Annotated in this window: 14 protein-coding genes, 3 tRNA genes and 1 riboswitch; of the genes, 5 read left to right on the forward strand and 12 right to left on the reverse strand. The window is 67.4% G+C overall.

All coding sequences use genetic code 11. The features are described from left to right. Positions 1-58 precede the first annotated feature (58 nt). Positions 59-163: riboswitch (SAM-I-IV-variant riboswitch) on the forward strand. A gap of 47 nt (positions 164-210) precedes the next feature. Further along, the gene (locus BM175_RS06225; protein ID WP_090960787.1) at positions 211-498 is read left to right on the forward strand and encodes a hypothetical protein; all 288 of its coding nucleotides are present in this window, start codon (positions 211-213) and stop codon (positions 496-498) included. Positions 499-507: 9 nt separating this feature from the next. Here the strand turns inward: BM175_RS06225 and BM175_RS06230 are convergent, their stop codons facing one another. Then, positions 508-1,365, reverse strand: a complete 858-nt coding sequence (locus BM175_RS06230; protein ID WP_090960789.1) for a DMT family transporter — start codon at positions 1,363-1,365, stop codon at positions 508-510. Between the two features lie 134 nt (positions 1,366-1,499). On the opposite strand from BM175_RS06230, the gene BM175_RS06235 reads away from it, so the two are divergent. After that, entirely contained in the window at positions 1,500-2,888 is a 1,389-nt protein-coding gene (locus tag BM175_RS06235; protein ID WP_244545894.1) for an aminotransferase-like domain-containing protein, read from the forward strand. On the opposite strand, the gene BM175_RS06240 is transcribed toward BM175_RS06235, so the two are convergent. The 5 genes from BM175_RS06240 to BM175_RS06260 form a co-directional block, all read right to left on the reverse strand. Continuing rightward, positions 2,885-5,014 carry a putative bifunctional diguanylate cyclase/phosphodiesterase gene (locus tag BM175_RS06240; RefSeq protein ID WP_090960791.1) on the reverse strand — a complete coding sequence of 710 codons (2,130 nt, stop codon included), beginning with the start codon at positions 5,012-5,014 and terminating at the stop codon, positions 2,885-2,887. The genes BM175_RS06235 and BM175_RS06240 overlap by 4 nt on opposite strands. A 193-nt stretch (positions 5,015-5,207) precedes the next feature. Continuing rightward, positions 5,208-6,644, reverse strand: a complete 1,437-nt coding sequence (locus tag BM175_RS06245) for an NAD(P)(+) transhydrogenase (Re/Si-specific) subunit beta (RefSeq protein WP_090960793.1) — start codon at positions 6,642-6,644, stop codon at positions 5,208-5,210. A gap of 13 nt (positions 6,645-6,657) precedes the next feature. Then, on the reverse strand, positions 6,658-8,226 hold the full coding sequence (locus BM175_RS06250; protein WP_090960795.1) for a Re/Si-specific NAD(P)(+) transhydrogenase subunit alpha: 1,569 nt from the start codon (positions 8,224-8,226) through the stop codon (positions 6,658-6,660). 179 nt (positions 8,227-8,405) lie between these two features. Continuing rightward, complete coding sequence (iolG, locus tag BM175_RS06255; RefSeq protein WP_090960798.1) at positions 8,406-9,401, reverse strand: inositol 2-dehydrogenase; 996 nt, start codon at positions 9,399-9,401, stop codon at positions 8,406-8,408. 248 nt (positions 9,402-9,649) lie between these two features. Beyond that, a tRNA-Gln gene (locus BM175_RS06260) sits at positions 9,650-9,724 on the reverse strand. 140 nt (positions 9,725-9,864) lie between these two features. Here BM175_RS06260 and BM175_RS06265 point away from each other — a divergent pair. Further along, positions 9,865-9,941: transfer RNA gene (locus tag BM175_RS06265), tRNA-Pro, on the forward strand. Between the two features lie 256 nt (positions 9,942-10,197). After that, positions 10,198-11,889: a cis-3-hydroxy-L-proline dehydratase gene (gene lhpI / locus BM175_RS06270; protein ID WP_090960801.1), complete on the forward strand. Its 1,692-nt coding sequence runs from the start codon at positions 10,198-10,200 to the stop codon at positions 11,887-11,889. A gap of 16 nt (positions 11,890-11,905) precedes the next feature. On the opposite strand, the gene ade is transcribed toward lhpI, so the two are convergent. Next, positions 11,906-13,612, reverse strand: a complete 1,707-nt coding sequence (ade, locus tag BM175_RS06275) for an adenine deaminase (protein ID WP_090960803.1) — start codon at positions 13,610-13,612, stop codon at positions 11,906-11,908. Between the two features lie 141 nt (positions 13,613-13,753). On the opposite strand from ade, the gene BM175_RS06280 reads away from it, so the two are divergent. After that, a tRNA-Ile gene (locus BM175_RS06280) sits at positions 13,754-13,826 on the forward strand. A gap of 6 nt (positions 13,827-13,832) precedes the next feature. Here the strand turns inward: BM175_RS06280 and BM175_RS06285 are convergent. The 5 genes from BM175_RS06285 to BM175_RS06305 form a co-directional block, all read right to left on the reverse strand. Next, positions 13,833-15,542: a pilus assembly protein TadG-related protein gene (locus tag BM175_RS06285; protein ID WP_175526776.1), complete on the reverse strand. Its 1,710-nt coding sequence runs from the start codon at positions 15,540-15,542 to the stop codon at positions 13,833-13,835. Between the two features lie 38 nt (positions 15,543-15,580). Then, entirely contained in the window at positions 15,581-16,120 is a 540-nt protein-coding gene (locus tag BM175_RS06290; RefSeq protein ID WP_090960808.1) for a TadE/TadG family type IV pilus assembly protein, read from the reverse strand. Between the two features lie 8 nt (positions 16,121-16,128). Next, a complete protein-coding gene (locus tag BM175_RS06295; protein WP_090960811.1) occupies positions 16,129-16,701 on the reverse strand; it encodes a TadE/TadG family type IV pilus assembly protein in 573 nt (190 codons plus the stop codon). A gap of 94 nt (positions 16,702-16,795) precedes the next feature. Further along, positions 16,796-17,554 carry a RibD family protein gene (locus BM175_RS06300; RefSeq protein WP_090960813.1) on the reverse strand — a complete coding sequence of 253 codons (759 nt, stop codon included), beginning with the start codon at positions 17,552-17,554 and terminating at the stop codon, positions 16,796-16,798. After that, positions 17,551-19,125: a sulfatase-like hydrolase/transferase gene (locus tag BM175_RS06305; RefSeq protein WP_090960815.1), complete on the reverse strand. Its 1,575-nt coding sequence runs from the start codon at positions 19,123-19,125 to the stop codon at positions 17,551-17,553. Before BM175_RS06305 ends, BM175_RS06300 begins: the two co-directional genes overlap by 4 nt. Between the last annotated feature and the right edge of the window lie 20 nt (positions 19,126-19,145).

Genomic DNA, 19,145 nt, shown 5'->3' on the forward strand with positions numbered 1-19,145 from the left:
GATGACAGCCTCCCTCCCCCTGCCGAGTTGAAGCCTTCGCTCCGATCTGCTAGGCCTGCGCCAGCATCAAGAGTTGGACCGATGTCCAACGCCAACCTGCCGTCCGGGCAAGGTGGCGCTCCGCAAGGAGGATGTGGCCGCACCGGCAACCAAACGGAGCCTCGCCATATCTTGCATATCGGTCCCGCGACGACTGGCGGAGACACGAGTTTGCCCGACGCGACGACCGCATCCCACCCTCTCGCCGACGCTGGCCGCGAAAGCCGTTTCCTCGGCCTGTCGCGGCATCCCGGCACCGGCCATGCCAAGCGGCCGGGCGAAATCTGGATGGTATTCCACGATGACTGGACGGGCATCTATCGTCTCGATCCGCGCGACCGCCGCACTGTGTTCCTCGAGCGTGCGCTCAACGGCGACCGGCGGAACGAAGGGATCGACTGGGCTCTCGAAACCTTCGCGATCGATCGCGTCGAAGAGCGCGTGCGGTTCGCGGCCTGACCGCCCGGTTCAGGCAAAGCGCCGCGCCCCGGCGACGCAGGCGACGACGCCGAGCGTGACGGCGACCATCGATGCCGGCACCGGCTCGCCCAGCACGAGCGCGGCCAGCGAAAGGCCGAAGAACGGCTGGAGAAGCTGCAATTGGCCGACGCCCGCGATGCCGCCCCTTGCCAGTCCCCGGTACCAGAACACGAAGCCGATCAGCATCGAGAACACCGAGACATAGGCAAGGCCGGCCCAGGCCGGCGCCCCGACCGTGGAGAAGCTGGCAGGCGTGGTCCAGGCGAGCAGCCCGAGCATCACCGGCAGCGACAGGACCAGCGCCCAGGAGATCACCTGCCAGCCGCCGATCCGGCGCGACAGTCGCGCGCCCTCGGCATAGCCGAGGCCGCACACGGCGATGGCAGCCACCATGAAGCCGTCGCCCTGCCAGGAGCCGCGCCCGCCCTGGGCAACCGCGAAGCCCGACACAAGGAGGGCACCGAGGCTGGAGAAGAGCCAGAAGGCCGGCCGTGGCCGCTCGCCCGCCCGCAGGACGCCGAACAGGGCGGTCGCCATCGGCAGAAGGCCGATGAACACGACCGAATGGGATGCGGTCACCGTCTGCAGGGCGAGCGCGGTGAGTAGCGGGAAGCCGACGACGACGCCGAGGGCGACGATCCCGAGACTCGGCAGATCACGGCGTTCCGGCGGCCGCTGGCGAAGCAGACCGAGGAGACCGGCGGCCAGAACGGCCGCGATCGAGGCCCGCGCCGATGTCAGGAACAAGGGCGGTAGATTCGTGACCGCGAGACGCGTCGCCGGAAGTGAACCACTGAAGATGACCACTCCGAGAAGTCCGCTTCCCCAGCCCGCCACCGATCTCATCGCAACGCCCCACCGACTATTCAGGCCTTTGGCGTAACCCGTCGCCGCTTCGCTGGAGGAGATACAGAAGGCATACAATTTCTTCGAACCGTATGGTTTATCGGAACAGTACGGTTGGTGTCAGGAGGGCGGCGATGGGTCGACGCACGGACGAGGTGATGGATGCGGTGCGCGATCGCATCGCCGCTCGCGGGCTTGCCGCGGGCGACCGGTTGCCGTCCATTCGCGCGCTCGCCACCAGCCTCTCGGTTTCGCCGTCCACCGTCGTGGAGGCTTACGAGCGCTTGGCGGCGGAAGGCATGGTGCGGGCGCGGCTGGGCTCCGGCATGTTCGTCGCACGCAGCCCCGCGCCGCGACCTCTCACGACCACCCGCGGCGATGCGGAGCGAGCCATCGATCCGTTCTGGGTCTCGCGCCAGTCGCTCGACGCCGAACCGGATGCAGCAAAGCCCGGATGCGGCTGGCTGCCGGCCGACTGGATGCCGACCGAGGCGCTGCGCCGGGCCCTGCGACGAGCCGCGCGCGCCGGGGACGCGGTCCTGACGGACTACGGTTCCGCACGAGGCCATGCACCGCTTCGCCAGTTGCTCGCCCGGCAGTTCGCGGCGGAAGGCCTCGACGTCGGGCCTGATGCGGTGCTGCTGACAGGTTCTGGCACACAGGCGCTTGATCTGATCTGCCGTCTCCTTCTGCGGACCGGCGACACCGTGCTGGTGGACGATCCCTGCTACTTCAACTTCCGCGCGCTCCTGTCCGCCCACCGCGTCACGGTCGTCGGAGTGCCGATGACACCCATAGGCCCGGACCCAGCCTCGTTCGCAGAACTCGCGGAACGTCACCGGCCGCGCCTTTACGTGACCAACTCGGCGATCCACAACCCGACCGGCGCCAGCCTGTCGCCTGCGGTGGCCCATCGCGTGCTGGCCGCGGCAGCCGCCTACGACATCGCCATCGTCGAGGACGAAATCCTGGCCGACTTCGAGCCGGAGCCGACACCGCGCCTTGCCGATCTCGACGGCTTGGAGCGCGTCCTTCGCATCGGGTCGTTCTCTAAGACCCTGTCCGCATCGGTTCGCTGCGGATACATCGCGGCGCGGCTGGACTGGATCGAAGCCCTCACCGACCTCCAGATCGCGACGCAGTTCGGGGCGGCAAGTCCCGTCTCGGCCGGCGTCGTCCACGACGCGCTCGCCGATGGCGGCTATCGCCGGCACATGGAGGGCGTGCGCCGACGGCTCGGCCGGGCGCGCGGGGAAGTCGCCCGGCGTCTCGCGACGATCGGCTTGCGCCTGTGGACGGTTCCGCGCGGCGGCTTCAGCCTCTGGTGCGAGTTGCCGGAGGGCGGAAGCGCGGCCGACCTCGCCCGGTTTGCGGCCGGGCGCGGGGTGGTGCTGGCGCCTGGCGACGTGTTTAGCCCTTCAGGCAGGGCAGGATCGATGATGCGCTTCAACGTGGCGCAGATGTCCGACCCGCGCGTGTGGGAGACCGTTGAGAGCGGGTTGGCGCATGGAGGCGAGCGTTAACCGGCCGAGCGAAGCCTTGCGTCCGTCTGACTGAGCGCGAGGAAGGTCCGGGCGTTGACCGGGCGGCTGTAGAGATAGCCCTGCCCCATGTCGCAGCCCTGTCCCAGCATCAGCGCATGCTGATCGACCGTCTCGATACCTTCGGCAATGACCTCGATCCCCAGCCCGTGCGCCATCGAAACCAGCGCCTGCGTGATGGCGCGGTCGCGCTCGCAGACGTCGGCACCGCTGACGAAGGCGCGGTCGATCTTGATCTTCGTCACCGGATAATCCCGCAGCATGGAGAGCGAGGCGAAGCCGGTGCCGAAATCGTCGAAGGCGAGCCCGACGCCGAGATCGCGCAGGCGATTGAGCTGCTTCAGGATGCGCTCGTCGGATTTGAGGATCGTGTTCTCGGTGATCTCGAGTTCCAGCGCCTCCGGCGGCAGGTCGTGACGCTCCAGGGCACGGGTCACCTCGCCGACGATATCACCGGACTTGAACTGCAATGCGAAGAGGTTGACCGCGATGCGGAAGCCGGGGAACGGCCCGGCTCGCCATGCGGCGGCCTGCCGGCACGCTTCGTCGACGATCCAGCCGCCGACGGAAATGGCGAGCGCATCCGCCTCGATCATCGGAAGGAACGCGCCGGGCGCCAGCACGCCACGCCGGGGATGGATCCATCGCAGGAGGGCTTCGGCGCCGCAAAGACGGCTGTCCCGTAGTGAGACTTGCGGTTGGTAGTAGAGCTCGAACTGGTTGTCGGCCCAGGCGGCGGCGAGTTCGGTCCTCGCCAGACCCTTCTCGACGATCTTCAGCCGCAGGTCGGGCGTAAAAAGCTCCGTCCGCCCTCGCCCGCTCCTCTTGGCCTTGTAGAGCGCAAGGTCGGCGTCGCCGAGCAGGCTGTCAGGCGTATCGTCGTGACCGGAACAGGCGACGCCGATGCTCGCGCTGATGCTCACCATCGCGTCCTCGATGGTGATCGCCTGCTCGATCACGTCGATCAGCGTTTCACCGAGCCAGGCGCCCTCCAGCGGATTCGCGTCATCTTCGATCAGCACGACGAACTCGTCGCCGCCCATCCGCGCGACGAACTGCCCGTTCCGCGCCTCGGATCGCAGGCGGGCCGCGACCTCGGCAAGGACCTGGTCCCCGGCAAGGTGCCCGAGCGTGTCGTTCACCTCCTTGAACCCGTCGAGATCAACGAGGAGAAGCGTGATCTTGCGTCCTGCCTCGACAAGGGCGGCCAGACGCCGGTCGAGACTCGACCGGTTCGCCAGACCCGTCAGATGATCGAGCATCGTCGCGCCGCGCAGGCTCTCGGCAAGGCGCTGCCGTTCGCTGTCGTCGCGGATGATCGCACCGAACCGGCGCTCACCGCCCTCCATCCACTGCGACAGGGAAAGTTCGATGGGAATGTGCGTGCCGTTCTTGTGCAGGCCATGAAGCGTGACCGAGCGTCCGATAAGGCTCGTCGGCCCGTTACCGGCCACACGCTCGACGCCTGCCCGGTGCGCAGCGCGGTTGCCCATGGGGACGATGATATCGAGGGGCTGGCCGATCGCCTCCTCGGCGGTGAAGCCGAAAAGCTGCTCGGCGCCCGCATTCCAGGCCACGATCCTGTTGCTGGCGTCCGCGGCGACGATGCCGTCGGGCGATGTGGTGGCGATACCCTCGAAGACCGATGGACGGTCGACCTCCACCGTGCGACGCGCCCAGTCGAACTGCCGCCCGAGGAAGCTCGCGAGTTCGCGCATCACGCGCGTCTCGACCGCACCGAACTCTTCGACCCCCAGCGAAAGTACGACGGACAGACAGCCTGCCAGTGTGTTGTCGGAGAGACGGACCGGCGCGTGCACGACGCACTGCCGGAACCGGCCCCTCCCCCTCGAAGCCTGGACGTCGCGAAACAGGAGGTCCTGGGTGTCCTTGAGCTCGCGTGGCATCACTCGCAGGGCACACCCGGAGAGGTCGGAGGTGCCCGAACGATGGACGCGCTTCAGTTGCTCGCCGTCCAGCACGCAGATCTCGACAAGGGAGGCGCAGAGCACCGTCCTGGCGAAATCCGCGCATTGCAAGAGCTGGCTTCGGTTGAAGGTCGCGATGCGGCCAGCCAAGGCTCGTGACGTGTCGGTCTGGTGTTCCATCGTTTCCCGTGCGGTGCGTGGCACAGATCGACGGTCACGTTAGCCGTGAAAGGTAAAAAGGAATCGAAAGGTCGAAACCGGAGGTTATCTTCCACGCGGTGCAGAGGCGCCAAGCCGATGCCGGAAACGACAGGGGCAGGCCCATCCGGCGCCCGCCCCTTCGTATTTTCGCACAGCTGTCGCCCGCAGGCGATCAGCCGATCTGCTTGAGCAGTTCGTCGAGCGACTTCTTGGCGTCGCCGTAGAACATGCGGGTGTTCTCCTTGTAGAAGAGCGGGTTCTCGATGCCGGAATATCCGGTGCCCTGCCCGCGCTTCGACACGATGACGCGCCGCGCCTTCCAGACCTCGATCACCGGCATGCCGGCGATCGGCGAGTTCGGATCTTCCTCCGCCGCCGGATTGACGATGTCGTTGGCGCCGATGACGATCGCGACATCCGTCGAGGGGAAGTCCTCGTTGATCTCGTCCATTTCGAGGACGATGTCGTAGGGAACCTTGGCCTCGGCGAGGAGCACGTTCATGTGGCCCGGCAGGCGGCCGGCGACCGGGTGGATCGCGAAGCGCACCGTCTTGCCCTTGGCGCGCAGACGGCGCGTGAGTTCCGAAATCGACCCTTGCGCCTGCGCGACGGCGAGGCCGTAGCCCGGCACGATGACGACCGTGTCCGCTTCGTCCAGCGCCTGCGCGACGCCGTCCGTGTCGATCGCGACCTGTTCGCCGGTGATCTCCTGCGCCGGACCGCTCGTGCCGCCCCAGCCGCCGAGGATGACGGAGACGAAGTTCCGGTTCATCGCGCGGCACATGATATAGGACAGGATCGCGCCGGACGAGCCCACCAGCGCGCCGGTGACGATCAGGAGATCGTTGCCAAGCGTGAAACCGATCGCGGCTGCCGCCCAGCCCGAATACGAGTTCAGCATCGAGACGACGACGGGCATGTCCGCGCCGCCGATCGCCATGATGAGATGCCAGCCGAGCGCGCCCGCGAGGATCGCGACGAGGATCAGCGTCCAGATGCCGGCGCCGTTGAAGTAGACGATGCCGAGAATGAGGGCGACGGCGACGCCGGCGAGATTGATCGCGTGGCGGTTCGGCAGGACGAGAGCCTTGGAGTCGAGGCGGCCCGACAGCTTGCCGTAGGCGACCACCGAGCCGGTGAAGGTGACGGCGCCGATGAAGACGCCGAGGAAGACCTCGACCCGCATGATCGCGAGTTCGACCGGCGTCTTGGTGGCGAGCGTCGCGGCAAAGCCCGTCAGGAGGTGGTCCGTTCCGGTGGCGATCGCATGGGCGACGTGCGCGGCCTCGAGATCGGCGTTGAAGCCGATGAACACGGCGGCAAGGCCGACGAAGGAGTGCAGCGCCGCGACGAGTTCGGGCATCTGCGTCATCTGCACGCGGCCGGCGAGCCAGCCGCCGACAAGGCCGCCGACGACGATCAGCGGCACGACTAGCCAGAGCGCGCCGACCGCCGGCCCGGTGATGGTGGCGAAGACGGCCAGCGCCATGCCGACGATGCCGTACCAGACGGCGCGCTTGGCGCTTTCCTGGTTCGACAGGCCGCCGAGCGAGAGGATGAAGAGGATGGAGGCGACGATATAGGACGCGCCGACGAGACCTGGGCTCATGGTTTCGACCTCCTCAGCTCTTCTGGAACATCTTGAGCATCCGGCGCGTCACCATGAACCCGCCGAAGATGTTGACCGACGCCATCAGGATAGCGAGCCCGGCAAGGAACGAGACGAACCAGCCCGACGTGCCGACCTGCAGCAGCGCGCCGAGGATGATGATCGACGACACGGCGTTGGTGACGGCCATCAGGGGCGTATGCAGCGAATGCGAGACGTTCCAGATGACGTGGTAGCCGACGAAGCAGGACAGCGCGAAGACCACGAAATGCTGGAGGAAGCTCGGCGGCGCCGTCAGCCCGATCAGCATCAGGAGGATCGCGCCACCGGCGAGCAGCATGACCTGGCGCTGGCCGGACTTCCGGGCGGTGAGCGCCTCGCGCGCCGCCTTCTCTGCCGCCGTTTCCTCGACCACCTTCTTGGGGGCCTGCTTGGCGATCGCCGCAATCTTGGGCGGCGGCGGCGGATAGGTGATCGCACCCTCGTGCGTCACGGTCGCGCCGCGGATGACGTCGTCCTCCATGTCGACCACCGGCACGCCGTCCTTCTTCGGCGTCAGGTCGTCCATCATGTGGCGGATGTTGGTGGCAAACAGCGTCGAGGCCTGGGTCGCCATGCGGCTGGGATAGTCGGTGTACCCGACGATGCGCACGCCGTTCGGCGTCTCGACCACCTCATCCGGCACGGTGAGGTCGCAGTTGCCGCCACGCTCGGCAGCCAGATCCACCACGACCGAGCCGGGCTTCATCAGGGCGACCATGTCTTCCAGCCAGAGCTTGGGCGCATCGCGGCCGGGAATCAGCGCCGTGGTGATGACGATGTCGACTTCGGGCGCTTGGGCCCGGAAAAGCTCGAGCTGCTTGGCGCGGAACTCAGGAGACGATGGGGCCGCATAGCCGCCCGTCGCCGCACCATCCGCCGCGCCGGCGAAGTCGAGGAACAGGAACTCGGCGCCCATCGACTGGATCTGCTCGGCGACCTCGGGGCGCACGTCGAAGGCCCGCACCTGCGCGCCCAGCGACTGCGCCGTGCCGATCGCGGCAAGACCCGCGACGCCGGCGCCCAGCACCAGCACCTTGGCGGGCGGGACCTTGCCGGCCGCCGTGATCTGGCCGGTGAAGAAGCGGCCGAACTGGTTGCCCGCCTCGATCACCGCGCGGTAGCCCGCGATGTTGGCCATGGAGGACAGGGCGTCCATCTTCTGCGCGCGGCTGATGCGCGGCACCATGTCCATCGCGAGCACCGTCGCGCCCTTGGCGCGCAGCGCTTCCAGAAGCGCCGCGTTCTGCGCGGGGTAGAGGAACGAGATCAGGATCTGTCCGGAGCGGACGAGCTCGACCTCGGCGTCCTCCGGCGGGCGGACCTTGGCGACGATGTCGGCCTCGGCCCAGAGCGACGCAGCGTCGTGCACGACCCGCGCGCCGGCTGCCGCATAGGCCTCGTCCGAGAACCGCGCCGCATCGCCGGCGCCGGTTTCTACCAGGCATTCGTAGCCGAGCTTCTGCAACCGACCGACGCTTTCCGGCGTCAGCGCGACGCGCCGCTCGCCGGCAAAGCGCTCCTTCGGAACTCCGAACTTCATTCCGTTCCTCCCCTGTCGGCCGGACTATTGCCCGTCCTGCAACAGTCCACCAGTGATTCGCTGCGGCTGAATTGCATCAGCCGCGCGATCGTCTTGCGCTGCAAGAAAACCCGCCGGGTGGCTCGACACCCGACGGGAAAGGCCATGCCAGTGCCGCCCGCAGCAGGCGGGTACCGACCTCAGCGAGCCGAGAGCTCGATGACCCGCCGCTCGGCGATCGAGCGGTTGCCGGCCTCGGCCAGTTCCAGCGCGCGCAGGCCGTCGCGGAAGGTGACGGCCGGCGGCTTGCCCGCCTTCAGGTTGGCGAAGAAGCTGTTCCACTGCGCCGCGTAGGCGTCGGCGTAGCGGTCGAGGAAGAAGGTCGAGAGCTCCGAGCGCGCGTCGGTTGTGTCGGCGAGATTGACGCGAAGCTCGTCCCTCAAGGGGTTCTCGGCGCGCAGCGAGCCCTTCTCGCCGAAGGCCTCGATCCGCTGGTCGTAGCCGTAGGCGCAGCGGCGCGAGTTGAGGATCTGGCACTGGACGCCGGACGCGGTGCGCATGACGACGCTGACGCTGTCGTGGTCGCCCACCTCGCCGATCGCCGGGTCGACCAGCACCGAGCCCGTCGCGAACACCTCGACCGGCTCCTCGCCCAGAATGAAGCGCGCCATGTCGAAGTCGTGGATCGCCATGTCCTTCAGGATGCCGCCCGAGCTGGCGAGATAGCCGATCGGGGCCGGCGCCGGATCGCGGCTGATGATGGTGAGGTTCTCGATCTTGCCGATCGCGCCCTCGGCGAGGCGCTCGCGAAGCCGGGCGAAGGTCTTGTCGAAGCGGCGGTTGAAGCCGATCTGGACGCGATCCGCGGCCGGCCCGATCTTGTCGAGGCACTCCAGCGCACGAGCGACCGACAGGTCGATCGGCTTTTCGCAGAACACCTCCTTGCCGGCCGCAACGGCCTGGACGAGATAATCCACATGGGTGTCGGTCGGCGTGGCGATCGCCACGGCCTCGACGCTCGGATCGGCCAGCGCCTCCGCGACGTCGCCGTAGACGCGCCCGCCGAAGCGCCCGGCAACGACCTCGGCCGACTCGCGGCGCAGATCGTAGACGCCGGCAAGCTCCGCGCCCGCTCCCTTGATGCCACGGGCATGGACTTCCGCGATGCGACCGGCACCGAGCAAGGCAACACGCATGATGTGATTCTCTCGACTGGCCGACGCGTCGGCACGTTTCCACCCACACGCCTCCCGGCGTGCCCGGCAAACGGTCTAGTGTCGAGCCGTTGGGCGCGCAATGGCCTGCGACCGCGTCCCGCAACGAAGGCGACACGAGGACGGAGCGCGGCCGCAGGCCTCGACCGCTTCGGCGGCCGAACGGTCCGCAACGCGATCGGCAAGGCAAGACCGGTGGGAGCACGCTGATGTTATCAGACATCGATCGTTGGCTGGGGCGCCTGGATTCGAACCAGGGGATGGCGGTACCAAAAACCGCTGCCTTACCGCTTGGCTACGCCCCAAAACCGGCCGTCGGCGAGCGCTTCTATAATCGCTCGGGGCGATGCGTGCAAGGAAGCCGGCGCCATTCGAGCGAGGTGGGAAAAGCGTCGCGAATCCTGTTGCGCAGCGCCGCGCGTCCCGCTATAGACCCGCTCGGCCACGGAGTGTAGCGCAGTCTGGTAGCGCACCTCGTTCGGGACGAGGGGGTCGCAGGTTCAAATCCTGCCACTCCGACCAGCCAACCGTGAGCGTCTTCGGCTTTCCCGACCAGCCATTCGAAGACCCTCCCGCCTCGTCACAACGATATTCGTTTGCGCCGCCTCGCATGCCCTTTGCGTGTTCGCTGGCATCCTGACAGCCCGCCGCGCGGCGGAATCGGATACAATCCGATCGCCTTGCGAGCGTCGCGAAGCGGGACCATGATGCTGCCCTCCGCTCCCGACATTCTTCCTCCCGCATCGAAGGCCCTTTCAATACCGCCCACGGCTCACTCATGACGCCAATGCACTCGGCTCTTTCGATCGTCGACGGACCGGCGCGCGGACCCGTGGTCGCGCTGTCGGAGGGGCTCAGCTTCTGGGGCGGCGTCGATCCCGCCACGGGTCGCATCATCGACGCGCATCATCCGCAGTGCGGCGCGAATCTCGCAGGCGCCGTGGTGCTGATGCCGACCAGCCGGGGGTCGTGCTCGGGATCGGGCGTGGTGCTGGAGCTGACGCTTGCCGGGCGGGCGCCCGCGGCGCTGGTGTTCGCGGAGGCGGAGGACGTCGCGACACTGGGCGCCCTCGTCGCCGGGGAAATGTTCGGGCACGCGCTGCCGGTCCTCAGACTGTCGCCGGATGCCCATGCGGCGCTCGCACGCGAGACCTTTGCCACGATCGATCGCGATGCGATCCGGGCCGGCGCGTGTTTCCTTCCCATCGCCCGCCTTCCCGTCACGGCGTTCGAACTCGGCCCTGCCGACCGCGCAATGCTGGACGGTGCCGAGGGCGAGGCCACCGCGCAGGCGATGCGCATCCTCGTGGCGATGGCACGCCAGCAGGGCGCCGAGCGTCTCGTCGATGTCACTTGCGCCCACATCGACGGCTGCATCTATGCCGGGCCAGCCAATCTCGTCTTCGCCGAGGCGATGGCGGCGAAAGGCGCACGGGTTCGCGTGCCGACCACGATGAACGCCATCTCGGTCGACGCCGAAAATTGGCGGAAGCAGAGCGTGGCCCCCGTCTTCGGCGAGCCGGCCGCCCGCCTGGCCGATGCCTATGTCGGCATGGGCTGCCGGCCCACCTTCACCTGCGCGCCCTATCTTCTCGACGATGCGCCCGGCTGCGGCGATATCATCGGCTGGTCGGAATCGAACGCCGTGATCTTCGCCAACAGCGTGCTGGGCGCGCGGACCGCCAAGCATCCGGACTTTCTCGACCTGTGCATCGCTCTGACGGGCCGCGCCCCGTTGGCCGGCCCCTATCTCGACGCGGGGCGCCGCGCGGCCCTCGTCGTCGACGTCGATCTGCCGGAACGCATCGGGTCCGAGGCTTGGCCGCTCCTTGGCTATCTCGCCGGCCGTCTGGCGCCCGAGCGAGTGCCGCTCCTGCGCGGTCTCGCCGATCTCGCGCCCCGCCACGACGACCTCAAGGCCCTCTGCGCCGCCTTCGGCACCACCTCGGCCGCCCCGATGCTGCATGTCGAGGGCGTCACGCCGGAGGCCGAGGGCTGCGCGATGCCGGGCGCCGACCTCGCCACCATCTCTCGCGCCGACCTCGCCGCCGCATGGCGCCGTTTGAACGAGGGGGCGGCGGAGATCGACCTCGTGGCGATCGGCAGTCCGCATGCTTCCCTGAACGAATGTCAGATGCTCGCCGACGCGCTGGCCGGACGAGCGCGCGATCCCCGGGTCCGGGGAATGATCACGGCCGGGCGGCAGGTGCTCGCCGCAGCCAAGGCGGACGGGACGCGGTCCCGCCTGTCCGCCAGCGGCATCGAGATGATCCCCGACCTTTGCTGGTGCTCGATCTCGCGCCCCGTGTTCCCGCGACAAGCGCGGACCGTCCTCACCACGTCCGGCAAGTACGCCCATTACGGTCCCGGCCTCTCCGGGTGTGCGGTACGGCTCGGCACGCTCGCAGACTGCGCGGACGCTCTTGCGACCGGCTTCGCGCCCCCTCGCCTCCCCGACTGGCTCGTCTGACGCGAGACCGGACCGCTCAACCCTCCACGAAGGCGAAGCGGTCGACGTCGAAGAGCCCCCGATCGGTCAGCTTCAGGTGCGGGATCACCGGGAGGGCCAGAAACGCGAGCTGCAAGAAGGGTTCGAGCAGCGAACACCCGAGCCCTCTCGCCGCCGCCACCAGCGCCTCCAAATCGTGGATCACAGTGTCGACCGGCTCGACGCTCATCAGTCCTGCCATCGGCAGCGCCAGCGCCGCGACGACGTGGCCCTCGTCGGCCACGGCGAAACCACCGCCGCGTGCGATCACGCCATTGACGGCCGCAGCCATGTCCTGCGCGTTGGTGCCGACTACGGTTATGTTGTGGCTGTCGTGCGCGACCGAGGAGGCGATCGCGCCGCGCTGGAGACCGAAGCCGTTGACGAAGCCGAGGCCGACATTGCCGTTGCGGCCGTGGCGCTCGACCACCGCGAGCTTGAGGACATCCTGGCCCAGGTCCGGCTGCGCCTCGCCCTCGACGACGGCAAGCGTCGCGCCGAGCCTTGCGGTCAGAAGGAGACCCGCCTTCACGCCGATGACCGCCGCGTCGCACGTCGGACCGACCGCAGGCTGGCGGAAATGCTCCGGCGTCACGGGTTCCGCCTTCATCGAAGCGAGGCCGACGGGGGCGACTGCGGGCCGCGCGTCGAACAGCGCCCGCTCGACCAGGCGCCCGCCCGCGACGACGTCGGAAACGCGGCAGGCCTCCAGGTCGTCGAGCAGGACGAGGTCGGCCCGCCAGCCCGGCGCGACCATGCCGCGATCGCGAAGACCGAAGATGCGGGCAGCCGAGAGCGAAGCGGCGCGGTAGACGTGGTGCACCGGGCATCCGCGCCCGATCAGCCGCCGGATCATCGCGTCGAGGTGGCCCTCTTCCGCGATGTCGAGCGGGCTGCGATCGTCGGTGCAGAGCGCCACGAAAGCCGACGTGTCTGCGGTCAGGATCTCGGCCAGCGCTTCGAGGTCCTTCGAGGCCGACCCCTCGCGGATCAGGATCGCCATGCCCTTGCGCAGCTTCTCCATCGCCTCGTCGGCGCCGGTCGCCTCGTGGTCGGTGCGGATGCCGGCCGCAAGATAGCCGGTCAGCGCAGAGCCGCGCAGGAGCGGCGCATGGCCGTCGACATGGCGGTCCTGAAAGGCTTCGAGCTTGGCGAGAATGCCGGGGTCGAGCGACAGGACGCCCGGGTAGTTCATCATCTCGGCAAGGCCGTGGACCTTCGGATGGTCGAGGAACGGCAGGAGGTCGTCGATCTCGAGCCGGGCCGCCGCGGTCTCGAAGGAGGTCGCAGGCACGCAGGACGAGAGGTTGATGCGGATGTCCATGACGCTCGCTTCGGCGCAGGCGACGAAGTAGGCGATCCCCTCCGCCCCGAGGACGTTGGCGATCTCGTGCGGATCGCAGAACACCGTGGTCACGCCGCGCGGCAGCACGAAGCGGTCGAATTCGAGCGGCGTGACGAGCGAGGACTCGATGTGCAGATGTGTGTCGATGAAGCCCGGCACCACGAAACGTCCCGCGGCGTCGACGACCCGCTCGCCGTCGAAGCGGCCGTGGGTTCCGACGATACGCTCGCCGACGATCGCAATGTCGGTATCGTCGATCGAGCCGGTCACGAGGTCGAGGAGGCGCGCGTTGCGGATCACGAGATCGGCGGGCCGCAGGCTCTGGCCGGCAAGAATGCGGTGCGACAGATCGGATGCCATGGGTCTTCCTCGTCCGAGGCCGGACATTCCGGCTGGACACAACCTCTAGCGATCCGGGGCGGCCGGCGAAATCCCTTGCGGTGGCGCCCGTGGCCGACTTGAGAAGCCAACGCCTTTGCGATAGGCCTTCGGCTCCGGGTCGGGCCTGTAGCTCAATGGTTAGAGCCGGCGGCTCATAACCGCTTGGTTGCAGGTTCGAGTCCTGCCGGGCCCACCCGTCTCAGCGCGAGATGCGCAGTGCGGAGATCTCGTCCGTGATGGCCGAGAAGGCCAGAAGCAGGTCGTTCGAGTTCTTCGCGTCGTAGTAGAGCTTGCTGCCCTTTCCATCGATGCCGTTCGACGCGCAGTTGCGCAGGCGATCCTTGATCGGGCTGCCGTCCTTCAGGTCGAAGGCGATCGAGAAGATGACGATCCCGTCGCCGCCTTCGTCGTTCTTGCCGTCCTTCTTGATGTTCTCGCAGGTGATGCTCATCGTTTCGTTCATCGCCGCGGTGATGCTGGTGATGTTGGCCTTGGAGGTCGTCGTCTTGGTCGCATCGAACATGCGGCCTGCGTGGATCTTGCCGTCGGTGCCGAGATACTGGCCGAAGCCGAACGTTCCGAACTGGGACTTGTTGGCGTTCGTGAGCTCGATCTGTGCGCCGGACGTATAGGCAGCGTTGTACGTATTCTCACCGTCGGTCATCAGAACGATGACCTTCAGGTTTTCCTTCGTGTTGCGAGCGCGGCCCTCAGGGAAGGGCTGACCGCTGGTCAGGGTGCGCCAGCCCCATGCCAGTCCCTCGCCAATGTTCGTGCCGCCTTCGGCAATCATCCCTTTCACTGCGTTGAGTGCGGTCGTTTGCGTTGCCGTCAGCGGCGTGATCGCAGCCGTCGTGCAGCCGTTGTTTGGCCCCTTCTTATCTTTATTGGTCAGGGGCTGAAGAAGATACCGTGACGGTTCGCGCTGTGCTTTGAGCGCCGCGATCTCATTTGTGTATGACCCGGTGATGGAGATGTAGTCGTTCCTGACGCTTTCCAGTTGCCAGTCGCTCCAGTTGTATTCCGAGGGCGACAAGAACGGAACGAAAAGCGTATCGGGCTTCGAGACCGATGGCTCGTCATCGGTTACGGCATAGCCAAGAGGGCGAGACTGGACGCAACCTCCCCATTTCCAGGCTGCTTTGCGAAGTGCGAGCTTCTCGAAGAGAAGATATTTCGATGTGATAACACCACCGAAATCGAAATCGTCCTTGTTGGAGATACTAAGACCTAGGGTGTCAATCCAACCGGGTGCAGGAGTCTTGGCCCCGACGTTCACAGAGGCTGCGAACGGCACGACGGAAATGCGCACGGGATCGGTCGAGTTCGCCTGCGGATAGGCCGCGAGCATCTGCTTGACGAGCTTCTCGGACGCATCGCGGAGGGTGGTGATCTTGGGCGTCGTGCCGCCGACGGGCGGGCTCTGCATTGATCCGGAATTGTCGAGCACCAGCGCCAGTTCGACCGTCCGGTTGGCGACGATGACCTCGCTGGCGACCGACAGATGCCAAGTCTCCAGATCGACCTTGCCTCCCGTGACCGCTTTCACGGCCGAACCGAAATAGGTCGGAACGTCACGGGTCGCCGTGACGCGCAGGACGTTGTTGCCGGCCACGCGCGTCACGCCCTCGTAGGTGAAGCGTGTATCCGTGTCGTCGCGGCCTTCATTGGCGAAGAAGATCGATTTGGCCCATTTTTCCAGTTCGACCGGGTTTTGGGTCTTGCCGAACTGCTTGGCGGCGCCGAGCGCGGCTGCGTCCGCAGAACTCTGAAGGCTCCATTTCGCCTCCTCAACCTGCGACGTATCCACGGCCATGCCCGTGACCACCACGATCACCGGCAGTGTCAACGCGAAGATCATCGCGACATTGCCCGATGTGGCGCGTCGGAAGGAGCGGATGATGCTCACGGCATGTCCTCGGTTCGCGGAGCGGGGCGGTGGAGCGGTCATTTCCAAGGGATCTCCGAACCTTTTCTCGGCCGGAAGGTGAAGCTGCGATCAAATTCGAGCGTGCCGAACAAGCCGCCCACATCGAAGTTCGGCGCGTAGCTGTATTCGACGCGCGCGACGACGAAGTAGGCGTCGGCGAGCCCGGCCAGTTCGCCGGAGAGTGTGTAGGGCGTGCCCTTTGCTGCCCCTGCGACCGTGCCGATGCGCTGCCAATCGACCGTCGCCTTGCCGTTCGCATCCGTCCTGACCGTCGTGATCGTGATCTTCGGCTCAGCGCCGGAAACGCCGTCGGCGATGGCGTCGGAGACCAGCAGCACGTTGCGCAGGCGCGTCAGATCCATTTCGGGCGAGCGGGCCACGATGCCCGCGACCGCCTCGGCGGCGCTCTCGACCTTCCGCTTGGTCGTGATCGCATGCGAGGCCTCGAAGGTGCCGAGGTAGAGGATCAACATCACCGGCAGGATGATGGCGAACTCGACCGCCGCGGTCGCGGATCGGTCGTGGAGCAGGCGCGTGAGGCGAGAGCGACCTATCATCGCCGGCCTCAGCAGGTGGTCTTGGACGAGGCGACCCCGCCGAACGGCTCGTTCATGAACGCCGCCATCGCTCCGAGGATCAGGTTCCCGTTCGTGTCCTCTTCCATCTGGTTAAGCATCGATGTCGCCCAGGGCCACTCGTAATAGGCGCGGATCACGGTGATCGTGTCCTGACGGCCGGGATCGAAGCAGAACCTCGCGTCGTCGACGGAGCCGTCCTTGAGGCCAACCGAATTCGGGATGGGCGTGCCGGCCGGGTAGGTCCGCATATCCAGGGACAGTCGTTCGCAGGACATCAACATGCTGATGTCGTCGCAGATCATCGTCCGGAAGCCGGCCGCGTCCATGTCGGACTTCTGAACGGCGCCGATGAACACCTGGCGGGCTGCCGAGCCCACCGCATTGTTCAGCATCACGCCGGCCGTTGTCGCCAGCGCGGTTTCGATCATCGCCATGAGAAGGAAGAAGAACGGGAGCGCGATCAGCGCGAACTCGACGGCCGCGGCTCCGCCCGGGTCGCGGCGAAACCGGCCGAACACGCCGCGAGTGCGTTCTGAAGATGTGTTCATCCGCCCGATCATGCGGACGAGTCTTGGGCCAACAGGTTCTAACGGGCGCTTAAACCTTCAGGTCAGAATCGCTGTGTCGGCGAATGTTCCGGCCGCTCGGGACGCGTCATCTTCGCTCGAACGCGCAGTCGAAGAGCACGTCGCTGCCAAGGGCGACCGTGCGGGTCTTCGGGCGCAGGGCCTCGGTCAGCCGCGAGATCGGTGCGAGCGACAGGCCTGGGGCTCCCGAACCGATGATGAGCGGCGCCACGCAGATGTGAAGCCGATCCACGACCTCGGCTTCCAGGAAGTTCCGGATGGTGGCGGCACCGCCTTCCACGAGGACATGATGCAGACCGCGCTCACTCAAGGCCGCGAGAAGCGCGATCGCACACAGGCGTCCGTCGCCAGCGGGCGGCAGATGGATCGTCTCGACAGCGGTCGGCGCCATGGAGCCTTCGGCCCGCACCAGAATCGTGCGTCCCGCCTCCGACAGGCAGCGCGCGTCCAAAGGCACACGCCCGTTCGGATCGATCACGACCCGCACCGGCGATGGTCCCTTCACCTCCCGCACCGTCAGGCGCGGATCGTCCGCCACGACGCAGCCGGCGCCGACCACCACGGCATCCGCCAGCGCGCGCAGGCGGTGGAGATGGACGAAGCCGTCCGGGCCCGAGATGGGGGCGGCATCGCCGTCCACCGTCGCGACCCGTCCGTCCAGGCTCTGCCCGACCTGCGCCAGGACGAAACGTCCGCCACGCCGGCGCGCAAGCGGCTCGTAGATCGCCCACGCCGGATCGTCGCCGGGATCGAAGGCCGTCGCTTCGCCCGAGCGCAGTGCCAGAAGCGCCGCCCAAGCCTCGTCCGAGAGACGCGCGACGATCATGTCCCATGCCCTCCGCCACTCATGGAGCGAACGAACCGCTCTCGGAACGCCTGCATCGGAAGGCTCGGCGCATCGGACGACGGGACCATGCCGGGCGTCAGTCCCCAGTCGTCGAGGCGGGCGAGGATCTGCGGGTCGGACGACAGGACATGGAGCGGCACGTCGCGCGAAGCGTCGGGACCGGTGACGAGTTCGGCGGGCTGATGGTCGCCGACCACGACGATTACGGACTCCCTTGCAAATCTCTGCACGAAGGAGCCGACCGCCTCCATCGCGTAGTCGATCGACAGGCCGTAGTTCTCGCGCACCCGCTCCGGATCGCGCCAGAGGACTTCGGGCGCCACACCGCTGCGGGCCTGCGCATCGAAGACCTGGCCGTCGCCGACATCCTCCCACGGAATCATGTGCGGGATGGGTGTCCACGGCGCATGGCTCGAGATCAGCGCCGTCTGCACCATCACCGGTTGGGACGTGCTTTGGAGAATCTGTCCGATCCGCAGGAGGGTGAACTGGTCGGGCATGGTGACCCAGTTGAAGGCCAAGCCACGATAGTCGAGATCCTTGGCCGCCAGAACCTCGTCGTAGCCGAACCAGCCCGCCTCCGGCCAAGGCATGATGATTGCCGGCATCACCGCAACCGTGCGCCAGCCGGCGCCGCGAAAGAGAGCGTTCAGGCTCCGATGGTCGCTGCGCAGGAGACTTTCGTAGCGGGTCTGGTTGTCGATCAGCAGACCCGAAAGCATCGTGCCGTGCGCAAGCCAGCTCTGCCCGCCCGCGATCGGCGAACGCAGCCAGCCGCTGCGGGCGCCGACTCCGGCAGCCGTGAGCTCGTTCTGGACCACCTCAAGCCTTGCCAGCGTGCGCGGCGCGAACAACGGGTTCTCCAGCGCGCTGCGGCCGTAGGACTCGACGAAAACAAGAACGACGTCATGCCCCTCGAGCGCCGCAAGGAGCCCTTCCGGCGGGCGGTCCCGCAGCGGATCGACGGCGACCTCGCGCGCGAAGGCTGCCTGGGCCTCCCAGGATTGGCGGGCAGCCGCCAGCTTTCCGCCGGCATAGGCGGAAAATTCGGCGGAAACCGGCAGCATGCCGGGCCGCATTAACGCCAGGACCGCCGTTGCGAGAACCGCACCGCCAAGGGCACCGGCGCCGAGGCTCCGTCTCGCGCGCGCGGGCAGGCGCCGCATCCCCGAAAGGCCGTAGGCGAGAAGCCCAACGAAGCAGAAGAACAGGACGAAGGCCGTGCCGAGCGCGCCGAGCGCTGCCGCGTTGCCGACCGTCCCCGATAGGAGATGCCAGCCGGCGACGAGGATCGACCGGTCGACCATCGGATCGAACGGACGCGAGAACGCTGCCAGCGTTCCCCAGTCGGCGAGTTTGAGAACGGTCCCCGCCGCCGCAAGCGCCAGAACGACTGCGGCGAGAAGCCCAAATGCGCGGCCGCGCGCCAGCGCGAGCAGGGCGACCGCCCAGAACCATTCCACCGGAAACCGAAGGTCGGCCAATGGTCCGGGCCGCAGCGGAAGCGCAAGGGCTGCGAGAAGCAGCGCAAGACCGAGACCGACGCGCAACCAGGGCCGCCAGCCTCGGG

This window comes from Aureimonas phyllosphaerae, from assembly GCF_900113065.1.
Taxonomy (GTDB): Bacteria; Pseudomonadota; Alphaproteobacteria; order Rhizobiales; family Rhizobiaceae; genus Aureimonas; species Aureimonas phyllosphaerae.